Consider the following 15168-nt stretch of genomic DNA (forward strand, 5'->3'; position numbering starts at 1 on the left):
AGTATCACAGTCGAGCACCCGGCCCCTCCGTCGTGGAGGGCTTCGAGTGGCATCCGATTCGCGGCCCGCGGATTGTTCGAAACCTTTCCTTGGCCGCCCGTCTGTGGACACGATCATTGGACGTAGCGGTCCTGGTCGATCCGGAGACGTTTCTGGCTGGCATCCTCGCCAGTCGACGCACCAGGGTTGTGTTCGACATTCATGAAAACATTCCCGCCCAGATCCTGACCAAGCGGTTGCCCTTCAAGAAACTGGTCGCCCGACTGGCGCAGGTAGTCATCAACGCCGCTGAACGTGCCGGCCGCATAACGTTGGCCGAGCCTGGCTATTGCGACCTATTCAGCGCCGATCATCCCGTGTTCGAGAATTACCCGCGTTGGGAATCGTTGCCCGACCCCGGAGATAGCGACGGTTCCGTCGTGTACATCGGTGATATCACCGAACAGCGTGGAGCGCTCGATCTGGCCGAAGCGACTGGGGCAGCGGGACTCAATCTCGTCATGGTTGGGCGCTGTTCGCCAGATCTAGCCGTTGCCATCGAAGAATCGGTAATCAGCGCCGGAGGTACGGTTGAGATGACCGGCCGGTTGCCCTGGCGTGCGGCGATGCAGCGACTGGCGACGGCGGCCGTCGCCGTCTCTCCTTTGAGGAATACTCCGAACTATCGCAACTCCTTGCCGACCAAAGTTCTTGAGTATCTCGGGATGGGCGTTCCGGTGGTTGCGACGGACCTGCCAGGGACCGCGCAAGTACTACGGGGGCGTCCGGGAGTGTGGCTCGTCCCGGCCAGCGATGTAGTCGCGCTCAGAAATGCCATTCTCGACGCCAACAACGAGGTGTCGCGGGATGCCGCCCGGGCGGCTGTCGAAATCATACGGTCGGAGTACGAATGGCCAACCGAGCGGGTACGGCGGTTTTATTCTGGAGTGGCCGGTCTGCCGGGAATGGATCCTGATAGGTAACCGAAGCCCCAGCTGAGGTGCATTGTGGCGATGGCAGCCGGCATCAGGAGCGCCGCCGAACGGCGGGTCTTGATCGCGGTGACGATTGTCGCACTGGCCAAGGCCAACAAGTAGATGAGCGGGATTACGACTGCCAGTCGCCACCACGATGTAAAGGCGAGGCCGCCCGATGCCGCCAGGGCAAGGACAAGTACCGGTGCGGCCAACTGCCGGACTCGGATCGAGTCGGGATGGCGACGGTGAACCACCCGTTTCCAGGACCCGTATTGGAAGTACTGACTCGCCAGCGATGTGAGGGACGAGCGAGGCCGGTATTCGACCGCCAGGCGTGGATCGAAGTACACGATGCCGCCCGCCTGCCGAAGGCGGATATTGAGTTCGTAATCCTGGTTGCGAATCAGGCTTTCGTCGAAGAGCCCAACGCTCTCGACAGCTTCTTTATCGAATACCCCCAGGTATACGGTGTCGGTCGGGCCCGCTTCGCCGCCATAGTGGAAATTGGCATCCCCCACTCCCAGGCGATTCGACATGGCCAACGCAATGGCCGTGTCGATGAAACCGGTTCCGGTGGCTCGCTGAATGCCCCCGACGTTGACGGCTCCGGTATCGCCCATGATTTGTACGGCCAGCGCAACATAGTCCGGCGGAAGGACCGAATGGGCGTCGCATCTCACGATGATCTCCCCGCTTGCCACCCGGATGGCACAGTTGAGGCCGGCGGGGGTGCTGGTCGCGACGTTGTCGACCACCCGGATCCGACCGTCGGCGAACCCCTCAATTGTCAGGCGGGTTTCATCCGTGCTCATCCCGTCGGCAACGATGACCTCGGTGATCCCTGGATAGGTCTGGTCCAGGATTGATTGGACCGCCGCGCGAATGGCGTCTGGTTCGTTGCGAACCGGGATGATCACGGAGACGGTTGGCTGCATGGGGCCATTATGGCCGGACGCCCTTGATGGTTCGTCAACTACTGGAACTAACCCCGACCGAACCGACCAGTGGTCGTCCTATCATCTGGGCCATGCCTACCGACTTGATGCTCGCTCCTGGATTGATCCTCGCGATGTGGGCGGGCGGGATGGCGCTCGGCGTTGCCGTGGTGGCCCGTTGGAAGATCGTCGGGGCCGGATTCTTCTGGGTGGCTGGTGGAACGGTTCTTCTGGTCGGCGCCTGGACGGCACCCGAGGGGGGACCGGGGGCATGGTTGGGTGTTGCCGGAACGTTGACCGGTCTGATTCTCGCTCGCCGCCCATCGGCGGCCATGGCCGCATTCGGGTTGGCCGGAGTCGGATTCGTCGCAGAGGCCGCTACCTACGGCAACCTTCTCCTCGCGATCTCAGGAGCGGTCGCTTTGGGCGGCGTAACAGATGAGATGTTGCTGGGGCACTGGTATCTGGTAGATCCGAAACTGCCGAGGTGGGCACTGAAACGCCTCGATTTTGCGGCGGGGGTAGCGCTGGTGGCTGACGCCGCTCTGCTTTTGTTGGCCGGTGCAACAGTCGGCACGGTGGTCGGGTGGGCGTTCCTCGTTTTGGCGGCCCTGAGTGCCCTGCTCATGTTGGGTGTCTGGTTCTCGCTGAAGGAGCCTTCCTACGCCGGAGTCATGGCGGCTACCGGGTTGTCGTACCTGGCCGTACTGACCGCTCTGGGGGCTACGGTTGCCGGCCGGTCGCTCATCGGCGATGCGGCCAATCAATTAGCGGCGAGTATTCTCGTCCGGTGAAGGTTTATACGCGCACGGGCGACGACGGGACGACCGGCCTCTTTTATGGAGGCCGGGTATCGAAAGCCGGTCTTGGACCCGATGCCTACGGCACGGTTGACGAAGCGGTTTCGGCGTTGGGATTGGCCAGGGCGTTTGCCGAAGGAGACCTCAACGACGAGATTTTGTCGCTTCAGAGGCAGCTGTTCGTGGTTGCCGCCGAACTGGCGACCGACCCGCAAAATCGCCACAAACTCGTTCCGGGGGTAAGCCTTTGCACGGAGCAAATGATTGTGGACCTGGAGGCTGCCCTTGATCGAGTTATCGCCGAGGTCGGCGCGCCAGAAGGCTTTATGGTCCCGGGAGAAGCTCCATTGTCCGCTCACCTCGACCTGGCCCGATCGATAGTCCGGCGAGCCGAGCGGCGATGTGTCGCCTATGCGGACGCCGGTCAACTTGAAGGATCACTTGTTGTTCCGTTCCTCAATCGGCTTGCGGACTATGTATTCATGCTCGTGAGAGCTAGCGAGTCGAGTTGGCAGCCATCAAAACAGGAGAAAACGTGACCACGACGATCGGTTCGACGGCCCAACCCGGGGTAGCTCACGCCATCGGGGTTCACGAAGGTCGGGAAACATCCACCGACCAGGATCTATTTGACGGGCTCGCCCTCAGCCAGTTGGCGTTGCTTGATGCGTCGGGCTTCACGGGAAAGGTATCCCAGGTCGTGGCCGTCCCCGACGGCGACCAGCTTCTCTATTTGGTCGGGCTTGGGGAAGAACTGGACCGGGAACAACTCCGACAGGCGGCCGGTTGGTTGGCGCGGTCGGTTGGGCGGATCGAGGAAGTCACGACGAGTCTGCACTCGGTCGGACTCGACGGGGCGGTCCAAGCGGTCGTTGAAGGCTTTTTGCTGGGTCAGTATGAGTTCACCGAATACCACGCTTCGGATGTCGCCGGAACCGCTTCTCTGCTGCTTGTCGGTGACGTCGACGACACCGATGTCGAACGAGCCGCGTCGTTGGCCATGACAGTGACCTGGGCGCGAGATCTCGTCAATCGTCCCCCGCGCGACAAGTCACCCCAAGCGATCGTTGAAGCGTTCCAGGCGCTTGCGGAAGGCCTTCCAATTGATGTTACCGTTTGGGATGTCGCCGATCTGGAACGGGAACGGTGTGGAGGTCTGCTTGGCGTTAATGCCGGTTCGACCGCTCCCGCCCGGATGTTGATGGCCGAGTATTCGCCAGAAGGGGCCACACAGACCCTGGCAGTCGTCGGGAAGGGCATAGTGTTCGATTCGGGCGGTCTCAACCTCAAGTCGTTTGAATTCATGAAGACGATGAAATCTGACATGGCCGGGGCGGCTGCCACCATGGCGGGAATGGTGGCCATCGCCAGAGCGCAGATTCTCACCAGGGTGTTGGTCTACGTCCCCTTGACCGAGAATATGCCGGGGGGAGCGGCCAACCGGCCAGGTGACGTGCTCACTGCTCGCAACGGCAAGACGATGGAAGTTTTGAATACGGACGCCGAAGGCCGGTTGGTGCTTGCAGATGGATTGTCGCTCGCCGCCGAAGGCAACCCGGATCTTCTAGTCGACATCGCCACCCTGACCGGTGCGTCGCACGTCGCCTTGGGTCACAAGTACGCCGGATTGTGGGCCAGCTCGGACGCCGCAGGTTCTCTCGTCGAGGCGGCCGCATTGCGGGCAGGTGAACGCGTCTGGCGAATGCCGCTGCCGCTCGATTATCGCAAGGCCATCGATTCGGACGTCGCTGACATGAAGAACACCGGTGAGCGCCATGGCGGAGCAATCCACGCGGCCTTGTTCCTCAAAGAGTTTGCCGGCGACGGTCCGTGGGTTCATCTGGACATTGCCGGGCCGGCGTGGGGATATGATAAGTCTGGCTACCAGTCGGTCGGGGGCACCGGGTTCGGGGTCAGTACGCTGGTCGAAGTCGCCAGCCTCATGGAAGAATCCTGAGCGGATCGGCCAATCGTAAGTAGGATGATCAACTATGCGTAGGAGATTTCTTCTCTCCACGGCCGCAGCCGACCTGGCCGCGCTTGTTGTCGCCCTGATCGCCGGCTCATACCTGACTTTCCGAGTGGCGCCGTGGCAAGTACAGCTAAGCGGAGGACGTTCGATCACGCCCCTGGCGGGGTATTTCCTGGTCGGTGCACTTCTCGGCTCTATTGCGTCGGCCAGAATGTGGGCCGGTGCGGCGCCCCGACCGACCTATGGCCGGGGTGTGGCGATAGTTATTTTTGGCGTTGCGTTCACAGCTTTGGCAGTGATCGGAAGCGCCTCCTATCTGTCGCGTACCTTCTTCGCTACGACCGCCGTCGTATGGCTGATCGGCGCCATCGCTCAGAGGGCCATTCGCCGGCGTCGGCCATGGACAGAGTCGATGCTGGTCATAACCCATGAGAAGGGTCTCCTCGACGATCTCAGAGGCGCCCAACACACTGATGTGCAACAAGTCCTCGACCCTGGCTCGACCGGGGAATTAGAGCCGCCAGCCTCGGGGGTAACCGTCGTGGTCGACCTGCGGGCGTTGTTGTCGGACCGGATGGCACAGTTTGTGTCGTCAGCTGCTCTGGCGGGGATTCCGGTGCGGGCCTTGAGTACCGTCTATGAAGAGCACACCGGGCGGATGCCGATCGTGCATCTGGCCGAAGGCTGGGAGCTATCGACTCCCGTTACCAAGACCGCCCCATATATTGGCGGTAAATTCTTTATGGACTGGCTCGTCGTCATGTTGGCGATCCCGCTGGCCGTTCCGCTTGGATTGCTCATTGCCCTAAGCATCAGGCTGGACTCTCCAGGGCCGGTCATCTTTCGCCAGGTCCGGACCGGGCGGTACGGGTCCCCGTTCACGCTCTACAAATTCCGAACCATGGTGCTGGACGCCGAGGCGAACGGGCCTCAATTCGCCTCCCAGGCAGATCCTCGCCTGACCCGGGTAGGTGGCTTTCTTCGGCGCTTTCGGGTCGACGAGCTGCCTCAGCTGTTCAACGTCTTGAAAGGCGAGCTAGCTCTCGTTGGCCCCCGACCTGAACAGGTTCCGTTCACCGATCGGTACTCTCGTGAGATTCCGTTCTATGAACAGCGGCACCTGGTACGGCCCGGGGTGACCGGGTGGGCTCAGGTCAACTATGGGTATGCGGACGATCAGGCGGAGGCGGTCGACAAGTTGACGTACGATCTGTATTACGTCAAGCACATGTCGCCGTGGCTTGATCTCCACGTGTTGGGCAGGAGCATTTGGACCGTCTTGTCGGGCTTCGGGGCTCGCTGACCGATCGGCTGATGAGCCGCCTTTCTTGATCCGGTGTCCTGAAACCGGGACGGGCTAGTGGACCAGGCAGGTTTCGTCGTAGTCCACAATCGCAGGTGGTTCGGATCCGCACGACTGGCAGTCCGGGTCTTTGGCGATTCGCAGCTGAAACGTCTCCTGGGTTAAGGCATCGTACGTGAGTAGGCGGCCCCGCAGTGGGGTGCCGATTCCGAGTATCAGCTTGATCGCCTCCGTGGCCTGGAGACAGCCGATCACTCCCGGGAGGACTCCGAGAACTCCAGCCTCCTGGCAGTTGGGGGCGAGTTCGGGTGGGGGAGGGTTCGAAAAGAGACACCGATAACAGGGGCCGTCTTGCGGGTCGAAAACCGCCACTTGCCCCTCGAACCGGAAAATGGATCCGTGAACCACCGGAATCCCGAGATGTTGTGACACATCGTTGATGAGGTATCGGGTCGGGAAGTTGTCGGCTCCGTCGATGATGATGTCGAACCCGCTGAGCAACTCGACCGCATTGGCAGCGACGATGTTGACTCGATGGGCTTCGACGGTCACATCCGGATTGAGATTGGTGATCGTCCGCTCGGCCGACTCGACCTTTGGTAGGTCGATGCGATCTGTTCCATGGAGTACCTGGCGTTGAAGGTTCGAAATGTCGACCCGGTCGGCATCAAAAATCCCGATGGTTCCTACCCCGGCGGCGGCAAGGTACAGAGCTACCGGTGATCCAAGGCCACCGGCCCCTACGATAGCGACCCGGGCGTCCAATAGTTTCTGTTGGCCGGTGAGGCCCACTTCGGGAAGGGCGATGTGGCGGCTGTATCGTGCGACGCTCTGGACGGAGAGGCTGGACGGGATCTCCCATGGGCGACCATCCGCTTGCCAGGCCATGAACCCTCCGGCGAGACTGCGGACGTTCGAAAAACCCATACTTTGAAGCGTCACCCCCGCCAGTAGTGATCGTTCGCCTACCGCGCAGAAGGTGACGATCGGGTTGGTGCGAGACAGGTGGGCGACTTCGGACTCGAGCAAGCCGCGGGGAATCTTTTCCGCCCCGACAATGCTCCCGAGGGCAACCTCATGAGGTTCCCGGACGTCGATCAGGATCACGTCCGGTTCGTCAAGATCGGTTGGTTTCACCTCTCCAACCGTCTCCCTGGCTGAGGCAAGCATTTCCTGGAAGTCCACGATGGCATGGTAGGTCGGGTTTCGAACTTTGGGAATCGTCTTCTCGCTGACGGCGGCTCGCGGTACGCGGTGGCTTGGCTCTAGAGTTGCCCCATGGTTGTGCCCGGACTTACCCCATCAATTGAGTTTGCGTTGCTTGCCGATGCCGTTCAGGCGATGAACGGCAAGTTATTCGTGTTGGGTGGAGGTTGGGATACCATCTGGGTGAGGTCGTTCCCGGCCAGACACCACACGATGGCGATTGGAACCCGGCTTCGTGTTCCCTGGTCATCGGAGTCCCAGACATTCGAACTGACCGTTCAGCTTGTCGATGAAGACGGGAAGCCGATCTTTGACACGATCCGGCACTCCTTGACGGTGGCGCCTCCGAAGGGCGTGCCTGACGGGTTCGAGCACGGGGTAGTCCGAGCGTTCACGTTCAACAACGTCCCATTCCACCAGCCGGGTGAATATTCTTTCGTCATGGCGATCGATGGTGCAGAAACCGGTCGGTTGCGGTTCTCGGTCCGGGAGCGTCGACCGGAGGTCGCCTGATGGAGATGATGCGGATGTTCCCACTCGGCCATCCGCTTATCCCGTTCACCCTGGTGTCATTGCGGATCTTTGAACCCCGCTACGTGCAAATGATCGCTGAGTGCCGCGCGGACACGTCGACGTTTGGAGTCGTTCTGATCGAACGCGGCTTTGAGGTTGGCGGTGGTGACGTTCGGGCGGGAGTGGGGACGGTCGCTCAGATCGTCGAAGTGTCTGACCTACCCGACGGCGAGCAGGCGGTCGTGGCGGTCGGAATCGAACGGTTGGATATTGTCGAGTGGCTGTCCGACGGACCGTATCCACGAGCGATTGTAGAGCGAAGCCTGGAGAAGGCGGCTCCCGGCTCGGTTGACCGGATCGCGGCGATAGACAAGCAACTGCGGGTGGTGCTGTCACTGTTGTCCGAGGCGGGGATCGACACCGGTCCGCTCGACTATCGCTTGTCGGATCAGGCAGAGGTCGCCGCCCATCAGATGTGCGGGCTTGCTCCGGTCGGTGCCTTCGACGCTCAACGACTTCTGGCGGCTCAAACAACCGAAGACCGGCTGGACCTTCTTGCCTCAATGCTCGACGAACAGCGAGATCTGCTCATGGCTCAACTCGGTGGCGGGAGCCTGGACTAGCCGGTTTGGTGCTCGGGCGTCAGTTTGATCCCCAGGCATAGAAGAAGCCATCGCGTGACCCGACATAAATCCGTCCCTCGAACACCGTGGGGGTGGATTCGATACAGCCGGACCCGAGTGGCTGTTCCCAAAGTTGCGTTGGCGCATACCGGTTCGTGACGTCATAGGCGCGTAATGCTCCACCGGTGTCGCAATTGACGGCAACAAGCAGGGTTTCGCCAATGAGTACCGGTGATGACCAGGCATGCCAGCCAATCGGTTCACGCCAGGTAACTTCTCCGGTGTCGGTGTTGATGGCGAGAAGTTCCCCCGGGTGAGTGCTGGCGTAGAGCACTCCGTCTCCCAAGGCCGGCGTAGACCACAGTCCGCCGTCGCCACCGCCCACGGCTGGGACCGCCACCGACCACTCAATGGGATCGTCGTCGGTGAAGGGGTTGAGCTTGATGATTTGGCCGACCGTGGCGGCTCGCGGTAAAAATCGTTCCAGTTCGACGCTGATGTACACGAAGCCTGCGTCATCGATGATGGGGGTGGCGTCGATGTCGTCTCCTGCCCAGAAGTCAAAGACGATCGGAGCTTCGCCCTCTCGAATCCGGCTCAGGTCGATCCCGACTACTCGACCACCTGAGTTGGTGAAGTAGGCCCGCTCGTTGTGGATGGCAATGGAACTCTCGATGGAAGCGTTCGAGTCGCCGACCGCATTGAGGAGCTCCTGATTCCATCCGGGTACCTTGGCAAGAATGATCGGTGAAACCCCGACGCGTCCCGCCTCAAATGTGCGGTTGAGTTCGATCGCGAAGAAAAACCCGTTCTCCCCACCTTCGTAGAGGACGCCGTCGACGATCGATGGGTTCGAGTCCCAGTCGTTGTTCCAAATACCAGGATGATCGGCCGCGTCGAGGTTCCAGATCTCGTATGGAACGTCGGTGTCGAGTGCCAGAATCCGCAGTTTGTTGTCCCGGCTTCCGAAATACAGGAGAGGGAACCCGTCGGGATCGAGCGTCGCAGAGCCTTTGATCAAGTCGCCGGTTACAAACGGCGGGCGGGTATCGAGGCCGGTCTCGGCGTCGACGAAATGCACGGCCCGGTCGTAGGCGCCGAAAATGATCTCCCTTCGTCCATCCGGACGCTCCCATACGATCGGCTGACCCGTCCAGCCGGTCCCACACCACTGGTGGGTTTCCTCGCCGACTGATGAGTTCGAACACATGGCCTTGTCGGGATACCGCCAGATCACCTCAGGAGAGGTGGGGATCGGTCCAGTGCCGTAATAGTTCCGCTGTGGATTACCCCGGAACTGGAGGACACCATTGACGGTTCCCCATGGCCTGCCGACGGAAACCGATGGGGCGAGGGTTGTCGTGGTAGTCGCCGGAGGCGGTGGTTCTGCGGCAATGGTCGTCGTTGCCTGTACAGAGACCGTGGTGGTCGGTCGGTCCGGGTACGGGTCGCCGAGGAAGTCGCAGGCGCTCAACAGGAATATCATCAGCCACAACCAGGTCCACCGCATCGTGGCAAGTTAGTCGCCTGATACCTCATCCGGGAGCTTCTCGCCTAACCTGCCTGGGATGGTTGTGACGCTACGAAGCCGGGTTGACTCGTCTGTTCCGGTCCGGTTCTTCCGCCGATTGGGTGCGGCTGGACCATCCGTTCTGGCAGCCGCCATCGCCTATAACCTTTTCTTTGCCCTGGTTCCTGCTTTGGCGTCGGTTGTGGTGGCTGCCTCGGTGTTCGGTAGCTCAGATGAGGTCCTCGCCGAGAGTCTGGCAACTTTGAGTCGAGTCGCTCCTTCCGATACGGTCCGGTTTATCGGCCGGGTGCTCGAGGACGTCGCCCTGTCAGTGAATGAGGCCAAAGGACTCGTGGTCGCCGGAACCGGGATTGTGGCGCTGTGGCTCGGGTCGCGGGGTATCCACACCATTCAAGAAGTTCTGACGAGGATCGCCGAGTTGGAAGGGCGAAGGTCGTGGCTTGTTGCCAAACTGGTTTCCGTATTGCTCACCGCCGGCATTGCCGTGACGCTGGTGGTTTCCTCGTTGCTGGTCGTTGCCGGCGCCACGGTTGCCGAGCGACTGGATGGTCTGGTGGGTGCCGACTGGCCGGTCGAAGTCTGGAACAGGTCGTCCGTCCCGGTAGCTGCTTTCTGCTTCTTCCTGTTTCTGGCCGCTCTTTACCGGTGGGGTCCTCCCCAGAGGTTTCCTCGTATGTGGCTTGCCTCCTTGCTGTCAACGATCGGGATCGTCTTGGCCTCGCTCGGCTTTCGTCTTTATCTGGATCAGGCAGGTGCATCAGGTGCCACCATCCTGGCGATATTCGGGGCGGTGGCGGTCATGCTGATCTGGCTTTACGTGATTGCCTACGTCATCATCGTGTCTGGTTCGATCGCGGCCGCGGTGGCGCGCCGGCCTACCCAACGAGAAAGCCCAAACCAGGAGATGGCGGGCCAAGATGATTGATCCCGGGACCCGGCGAGGTATTCGCCTGCTTTTTTCGCTCTTGGTCGGCTACCGCCGCGAGGCGATCCTGTCGACCGTGTCGGCCTTCGTGTGGATGGTCATGGTCATCGTTGGTCCCTACCTGACCAAGTTGGTGATCGATCGTGCAATCGACGGGGATCGGCGTGACTTGTTGTTCCCGCTGGTTGGTGCGGTCCTCGCCGCCGGGGTTATCAAGGCGCTGGGGGTCGGTGGCCGGCGCTACTTTGCCTTCCTGTTGTCGTATCGGGCCGAGACCGACCTGAGAAACCGGATCTTCGAACATATCCAGAGGCTTGAGTTCACCTATCACGACGAGACCCCAACTGGTGAACTGATGTCACGAGCTTCGAGCGACCTCTCTCAGGTCCGTCTCGTCTATGCCATGCTGCCGATCACGATTGCGAACATGGCAATGTTCGTCGTCGTGGTCGCCGTCATGCTTTCCATCGACGTGACGTTGGGGGCGATCGTCTCGCTGGCGGTCCCGTTGCTCCTGTATATCGCCAATACCTATGCCCGTCGGGTAATCGACATCGCCACCGACGTCCAGCAGAAGCTCGCCGACAATACGGCCGTCATCGCTGAAGCCATCGGTGGGATCCGGGTGGTCAAGTCGTATGGTCAGGAGGCACAGGAGACGGCCAAGGTGCACCTGGCGGCGATCGGTATCTATGAGCGCTCCATGGAACTCATCAAGTATCGAGCAATCTTCATACCCCTCTTCGAGCTGGTTGCCCCGCTGGCGACCGCCGTGATCCTGGGTATGGGAGGGTTGCGGGTAATCGAGGGCGCCCTGACTCCGGGTGAGTTCTACCAGTTCGCCGAATACATGGTGATCCTCAATTTCCCGCTGAGGCTCACCGGGTGGTTTTTCGCGGAAATTCCGCGGGCCTCGGCGGCCGGGGGCCGGATACTTGAACTCTTGAAAACTGCCCCGGAGATCACCGATCCCAAGCAACCGGTTGACATCCCTCCCGGGCCGGGCGACATTCGTTTCTCTGACGTGTCTTTCCAGTATCCGGATGGGTCTCCGGTACTCGACGGTTTCGACTTTCACGTCCCCGGGGGGCGATCTGTCGCAGTTGTCGGAGCGACCGGTTCGGGCAAGACCACCGTTGCCTACCTGCTGGCCCGGTTCTATGACGTGACCGGCGGCAAGGTGCTACTTGACGGCGTTGATGTTCGCTCGGTGAGGCTCGATGATCTCCGCAACGAGGTGGCGGTCGTGTTCGAAGAAACTTTCCTGTTTTCAGCTTCCATTCGGGACAACATTGCCTTTGGCAACCCGGATGCCTCCGACGAGCAAGTGCGGCTGGCGGCTCGACTCGCTCAGGCGCACGAATTCATCACAGAAACGGCGAACGGCTACGACTCCATGATCGGGGAGCGGGGATATTCGCTGTCCGGTGGCCAGCGGCAACGCATCGCACTGGCGCGAGCCGTCTTGCGCGACCCCCGGGTACTCATACTCGACGACGCCACCTCGTCGGTGGACGCCGTGACCGAGGATGAGATCCGCGATGCCCTCAAAACCGTGATGGCCGGCCGAACCACCATCATCATCGCTCATCGTCCCTCGACGCTGTTGCTCGCCGATCAAGTGATCTTCATCGAAGAAGGCAAGGTGGTCGCCTCCGGGACCCATATGGACCTCCTCGAACGTATTCCCCGCTATGGAGCGGTGCTAGCCAGTTCTGAGGTCGTCTGATGTACGCCCGGTTCGGGTCGGGGGAAGGGCGCTCAGAGGGCACCGGGGAGCTGTTGAAGAAGGCCGCTTCGTACGGAACCGGTCTCGGCTGGTTGGCGTTGGGTGCCTTGGCCGCCACGATCATTGCCACTGTCACGAGGCTGGCTGGTCCGGCCTACGTGCGCCAGGGTCTTGACGCGGTTGGTGTCGCCGACCGTCAGGCTCTCTTTCGCTCGGTCTGGTGGTTTGTTGCTGCCCTGGTACTCCAGTACATCAGCCAGGCGATCTCCCAGTATTGGGTCTCGGGCGTGGGGGAGAAGTACCTGGCGGACCTTCGGGTCCAGGCGTTTCGACACCTCATCGATCTCGACGTCGACTTCTTCTCCCGCTCCAAGGCCGGGGTGCTCGTCAGTCGCTTGACCTCCGATATCGAGGCACTGACGCAGTTCGTGAAGGAAGGGGCTATCAACGTCGTCACCTCTGTTCTGATGGTCATCGGCGTCACCATCGCCATGTTCCTCATAGATGTTTCGCTGGCTCTGGCTGTCCTGGCCCTCATGCCGGTTCTTTTGGCGGTATCGGTCGTGTTCCGGATCTATGCGGACCGTGCGTACGAGCAGGTACGTGAGCACATCGGTCGGGTGCTCGGGGCAATTCAAGAGGGAATATCAGGAGTTCGGGTGGTTCAGGCCTACACCCAGGAGCAGCGTCAACGTATCGAATTCGGACGGGTCAACGAGCGCTACTTTGATGCCAATATCGCGGCGGCCAAAGCCATTTCTGCCTACTTCCCGGCCGTCGACTTCCTGCGCACTGCAGGATTGGCACTGATCCTGGTCGTCGGCGGCCAGCGGGTACTCGACGGTGACATGACGTTCGGCGCGCTGGTGGCGTTTCTTCTGTATCTGAACTGGTTCTTCGAGCCGATCGTTCAGATATCGAATCTTTACAACCTGTTGCAGGCTGCCCTGGCGGCCCTGTCGAAGCTCCTGGGCATCCTCGATCGGCAGCCGGCCGTGCCTGCCCCGACGTCGCCCATCGATCTGCCGACTGTCGCGGGGAGGCTGTCGTTTGAGTCGGTTCGCTTCGCATACGATCCGGCGGTCCCCATTCTGAAGGGCATCGATCTGGACATTGTGGCGGGTGAGCGGATCGCGATTGTGGGTGAGACGGGCTCGGGTAAATCGACACTCGCCAAGCTGGCAGTGCGGTTTTATGACCCGTCTTCTGGCTCGATCCGTCTTGACGATATCGAGCTTTCTTCGGTCAGTTTCGAGGACCTTCGCAGAGGGGTATCACTCGTACCCCAGGAAGGGTTCCTATTCGCGGGCACCCTGCGTGACAACATTCGCTACGCCCGCCCGGATGCCACTGACGACGAGATCTGGTTGGTGTGCGAAACACTGGGCATTGCCGATTGGGTCAGGAGTCTTCCAGAAGAACTCGACACCGAAGTGCGCGAACGGGGATCGCGTTTCTCGTCGGGCGAACGACAATTGGTCGCCCTGGGTCGGGCATTGCTGGCCGGCCCGAGTGTGATCGTGCTCGACGAGGCAACCTCGAATTTGGACCCTGAGACAGAAGCGGTCGTCGAGGCGGCTCTGGCAACTCTGCTGGAGGGACGCACGGCCATCGTGATCGCCCATCGGCTGGCCACGGCCGAGCGGGCCGACCGGGTGGTGGTGATGGACGATGGCGAGATCGTCGAAGTGGGCCATCATGCCGACCTGGTTGCCGCGAATGGTCCGTACGCCCGCCTCAACGCCGTCTGGCAGGCTGCCGGGGGAACGTCACCACCTGAGGACGTCCGGTAACTCAAGATTTCTTCGTGCGGCGTCGATAAACCCACTAATAGTGAAGTTGGCTGGTTGATCGGTGTAACACATCGGGCGCTGGTGCTACTTAACCGGTGACACCAATGAGGAGTAACCACGATGATGAAGAAGATTTTGAGTGCGGCCGTAGTCGCTTCGGTTGTGATGGTTGGTGCGCTGCCGGCTTTCGCTGACATTCCCAATACAGAAGACGGTCCGTCTACCGTGTACGACGATGTTAACCATCTCCTGTTGTTTGAGGTTGACGGGGTCTGCACCCTCACCGAGGACATGGACGTCACACTTACCTTTGACGAGAATGAAGACCCAACTTTTGCGGTTGATCTGGTGGATGAAACCTCCGAGATTGACCTTGAGGAACTGACCGGTGGTTGCATGGCCATCTCGGTTGAAGGTCCCAACGGACAGGTCAACCACGGCACGGTCGTGTCCAGCATTGTGAAGGCGCTCAAAGAGATGGACCTTGACGGCCCACTGGGTCAGGCGCTCAAGGCCTACGCCAAGTCGGGTTTGGGCAAGGGAGATATGCAGATCAAAGCCAATGAGGATGATGAGGCCGTTTTGACCACCGACGAGTCGGCAACCCTGACCGGGGATGCTTCGGACCGTCCCGGCAAGCCTGACAAAGGCAACCGGTCCAACAAGTCCAACAACGGCCGGGGTCACAACAAGTAGTGGTTACTATTAGTGGTTAGTTTGACAACCTGATAAAGGGGCAGCCTGCGGGCTGTCCCTTCATTTTCTTTACGGATATTGGGATCTGAGGGTAAGGTAGCGGTTTTTGCATGGATAAGTGGGGGAAACTTTTCGCACCGTTAGTGGTGGTGGCCGTCCTGATGGGCGGCCTGGCCGCGCCTGGCC

General features: G+C 60.7%; 14 protein-coding genes. 11 read left to right on the forward strand and 3 right to left on the reverse strand.

Going from position 1 to position 15168, the window contains the following annotated elements:
* Positions 1-116 precede the first annotated feature (116 nt).
* Positions 117-962, forward strand: coding sequence for a glycosyltransferase (locus JJE47_01615; GenBank protein ID MBK5266110.1), 846 nt, complete (start codon positions 117-119; stop codon positions 960-962).
* On the opposite strand, the gene JJE47_01620 is transcribed toward JJE47_01615, so the two are convergent.
* Positions 917-1891 carry a glycosyltransferase family 2 protein gene (locus tag JJE47_01620; protein MBK5266111.1) on the reverse strand — a complete coding sequence of 325 codons (975 nt, stop codon included), beginning with the start codon at positions 1889-1891 and terminating at the stop codon, positions 917-919. The genes JJE47_01615 and JJE47_01620 overlap by 46 nt on opposite strands.
* A gap of 92 nt (positions 1892-1983) precedes the next feature.
* Here JJE47_01620 and JJE47_01625 point away from each other — a divergent pair, with 92 nt between their 5' ends.
* From JJE47_01625 to JJE47_01640, 4 genes are read left to right on the forward strand one after another with little or no spacing between them, the layout of a single operon-like run.
* On the forward strand, positions 1984-2685 hold the full coding sequence (locus tag JJE47_01625; protein ID MBK5266112.1) for a hypothetical protein: 702 nt from the start codon (positions 1984-1986) through the stop codon (positions 2683-2685).
* Positions 2682-3230 carry a cob(I)yrinic acid a,c-diamide adenosyltransferase gene (locus tag JJE47_01630; GenBank protein ID MBK5266113.1) on the forward strand — a complete coding sequence of 183 codons (549 nt, stop codon included), beginning with the start codon at positions 2682-2684 and terminating at the stop codon, positions 3228-3230. Before JJE47_01625 ends, JJE47_01630 begins: the two co-directional genes overlap by 4 nt.
* Complete coding sequence (locus tag JJE47_01635; GenBank protein MBK5266114.1) at positions 3227-4648, forward strand: leucyl aminopeptidase; 1422 nt, start codon at positions 3227-3229, stop codon at positions 4646-4648. Before JJE47_01630 ends, JJE47_01635 begins: the two co-directional genes overlap by 4 nt.
* 34 nt (positions 4649-4682) lie before the next feature.
* Complete coding sequence (locus JJE47_01640; protein MBK5266115.1) at positions 4683-5966, forward strand: exopolysaccharide biosynthesis polyprenyl glycosylphosphotransferase; 1284 nt, start codon at positions 4683-4685, stop codon at positions 5964-5966.
* 54 nt (positions 5967-6020) lie between these two features.
* Here JJE47_01640 and moeB read toward each other — a convergent pair whose 3' ends face one another.
* Positions 6021-7136 carry a molybdopterin-synthase adenylyltransferase MoeB gene (moeB, locus tag JJE47_01645; GenBank protein ID MBK5266116.1) on the reverse strand — a complete coding sequence of 372 codons (1116 nt, stop codon included), beginning with the start codon at positions 7134-7136 and terminating at the stop codon, positions 6021-6023.
* Between the two features lie 108 nt (positions 7137-7244).
* On the opposite strand from moeB, the gene JJE47_01650 reads away from it, so the two are divergent.
* Together JJE47_01650 and JJE47_01655 are read left to right on the forward strand one after the other, a co-directional pair.
* The gene (locus JJE47_01650) at positions 7245-7685 is read left to right on the forward strand and encodes a hypothetical protein (protein MBK5266117.1); all 441 of its coding nucleotides are present in this window, start codon (positions 7245-7247) and stop codon (positions 7683-7685) included.
* Positions 7685-8308 carry an LON peptidase substrate-binding domain-containing protein gene (locus JJE47_01655; protein ID MBK5266118.1) on the forward strand — a complete coding sequence of 208 codons (624 nt, stop codon included), beginning with the start codon at positions 7685-7687 and terminating at the stop codon, positions 8306-8308. Before JJE47_01650 ends, JJE47_01655 begins: the two co-directional genes overlap by 1 nt.
* Positions 8309-8327: 19 nt before the next feature.
* Here JJE47_01655 and JJE47_01660 read toward each other — a convergent pair whose 3' ends face one another.
* On the reverse strand, positions 8328-9818 hold the full coding sequence (locus JJE47_01660; protein MBK5266119.1) for a PQQ-binding-like beta-propeller repeat protein: 1491 nt from the start codon (positions 9816-9818) through the stop codon (positions 8328-8330).
* Between the two features lie 58 nt (positions 9819-9876).
* Here JJE47_01660 and JJE47_01665 point away from each other — a divergent pair, with 58 nt between their 5' ends.
* The 4 genes from JJE47_01665 to JJE47_01680 all read left to right on the forward strand — a co-directional run bounded on the left by JJE47_01665 (position 9877) and on the right by JJE47_01680 (position 14982).
* A complete protein-coding gene (locus JJE47_01665) occupies positions 9877-10764 on the forward strand; it encodes a YihY/virulence factor BrkB family protein (GenBank protein MBK5266120.1) in 888 nt (295 codons plus the stop codon).
* Positions 10757-12493: an ABC transporter ATP-binding protein gene (locus JJE47_01670; GenBank protein ID MBK5266121.1), complete on the forward strand. Its 1737-nt coding sequence runs from the start codon at positions 10757-10759 to the stop codon at positions 12491-12493. The genes JJE47_01665 and JJE47_01670 overlap by 8 nt, the downstream gene beginning before the upstream one ends.
* Positions 12493-14286 carry an ABC transporter ATP-binding protein gene (locus JJE47_01675; GenBank protein ID MBK5266122.1) on the forward strand — a complete coding sequence of 598 codons (1794 nt, stop codon included), beginning with the start codon at positions 12493-12495 and terminating at the stop codon, positions 14284-14286. Before JJE47_01670 ends, JJE47_01675 begins: the two co-directional genes overlap by 1 nt.
* A gap of 120 nt (positions 14287-14406) precedes the next feature.
* On the forward strand, positions 14407-14982 hold the full coding sequence (locus JJE47_01680) for a hypothetical protein (GenBank protein ID MBK5266123.1): 576 nt from the start codon (positions 14407-14409) through the stop codon (positions 14980-14982).
* Positions 14983-15168: the final 186 nt, after the last annotated feature.

The sequence above is a fragment of the Acidimicrobiia bacterium genome, from assembly GCA_016650365.1.
In the GTDB taxonomy this organism is placed as follows: Bacteria; Actinomycetota; Acidimicrobiia; order Spongiisociales; family JAENVV01; genus JAENVV01.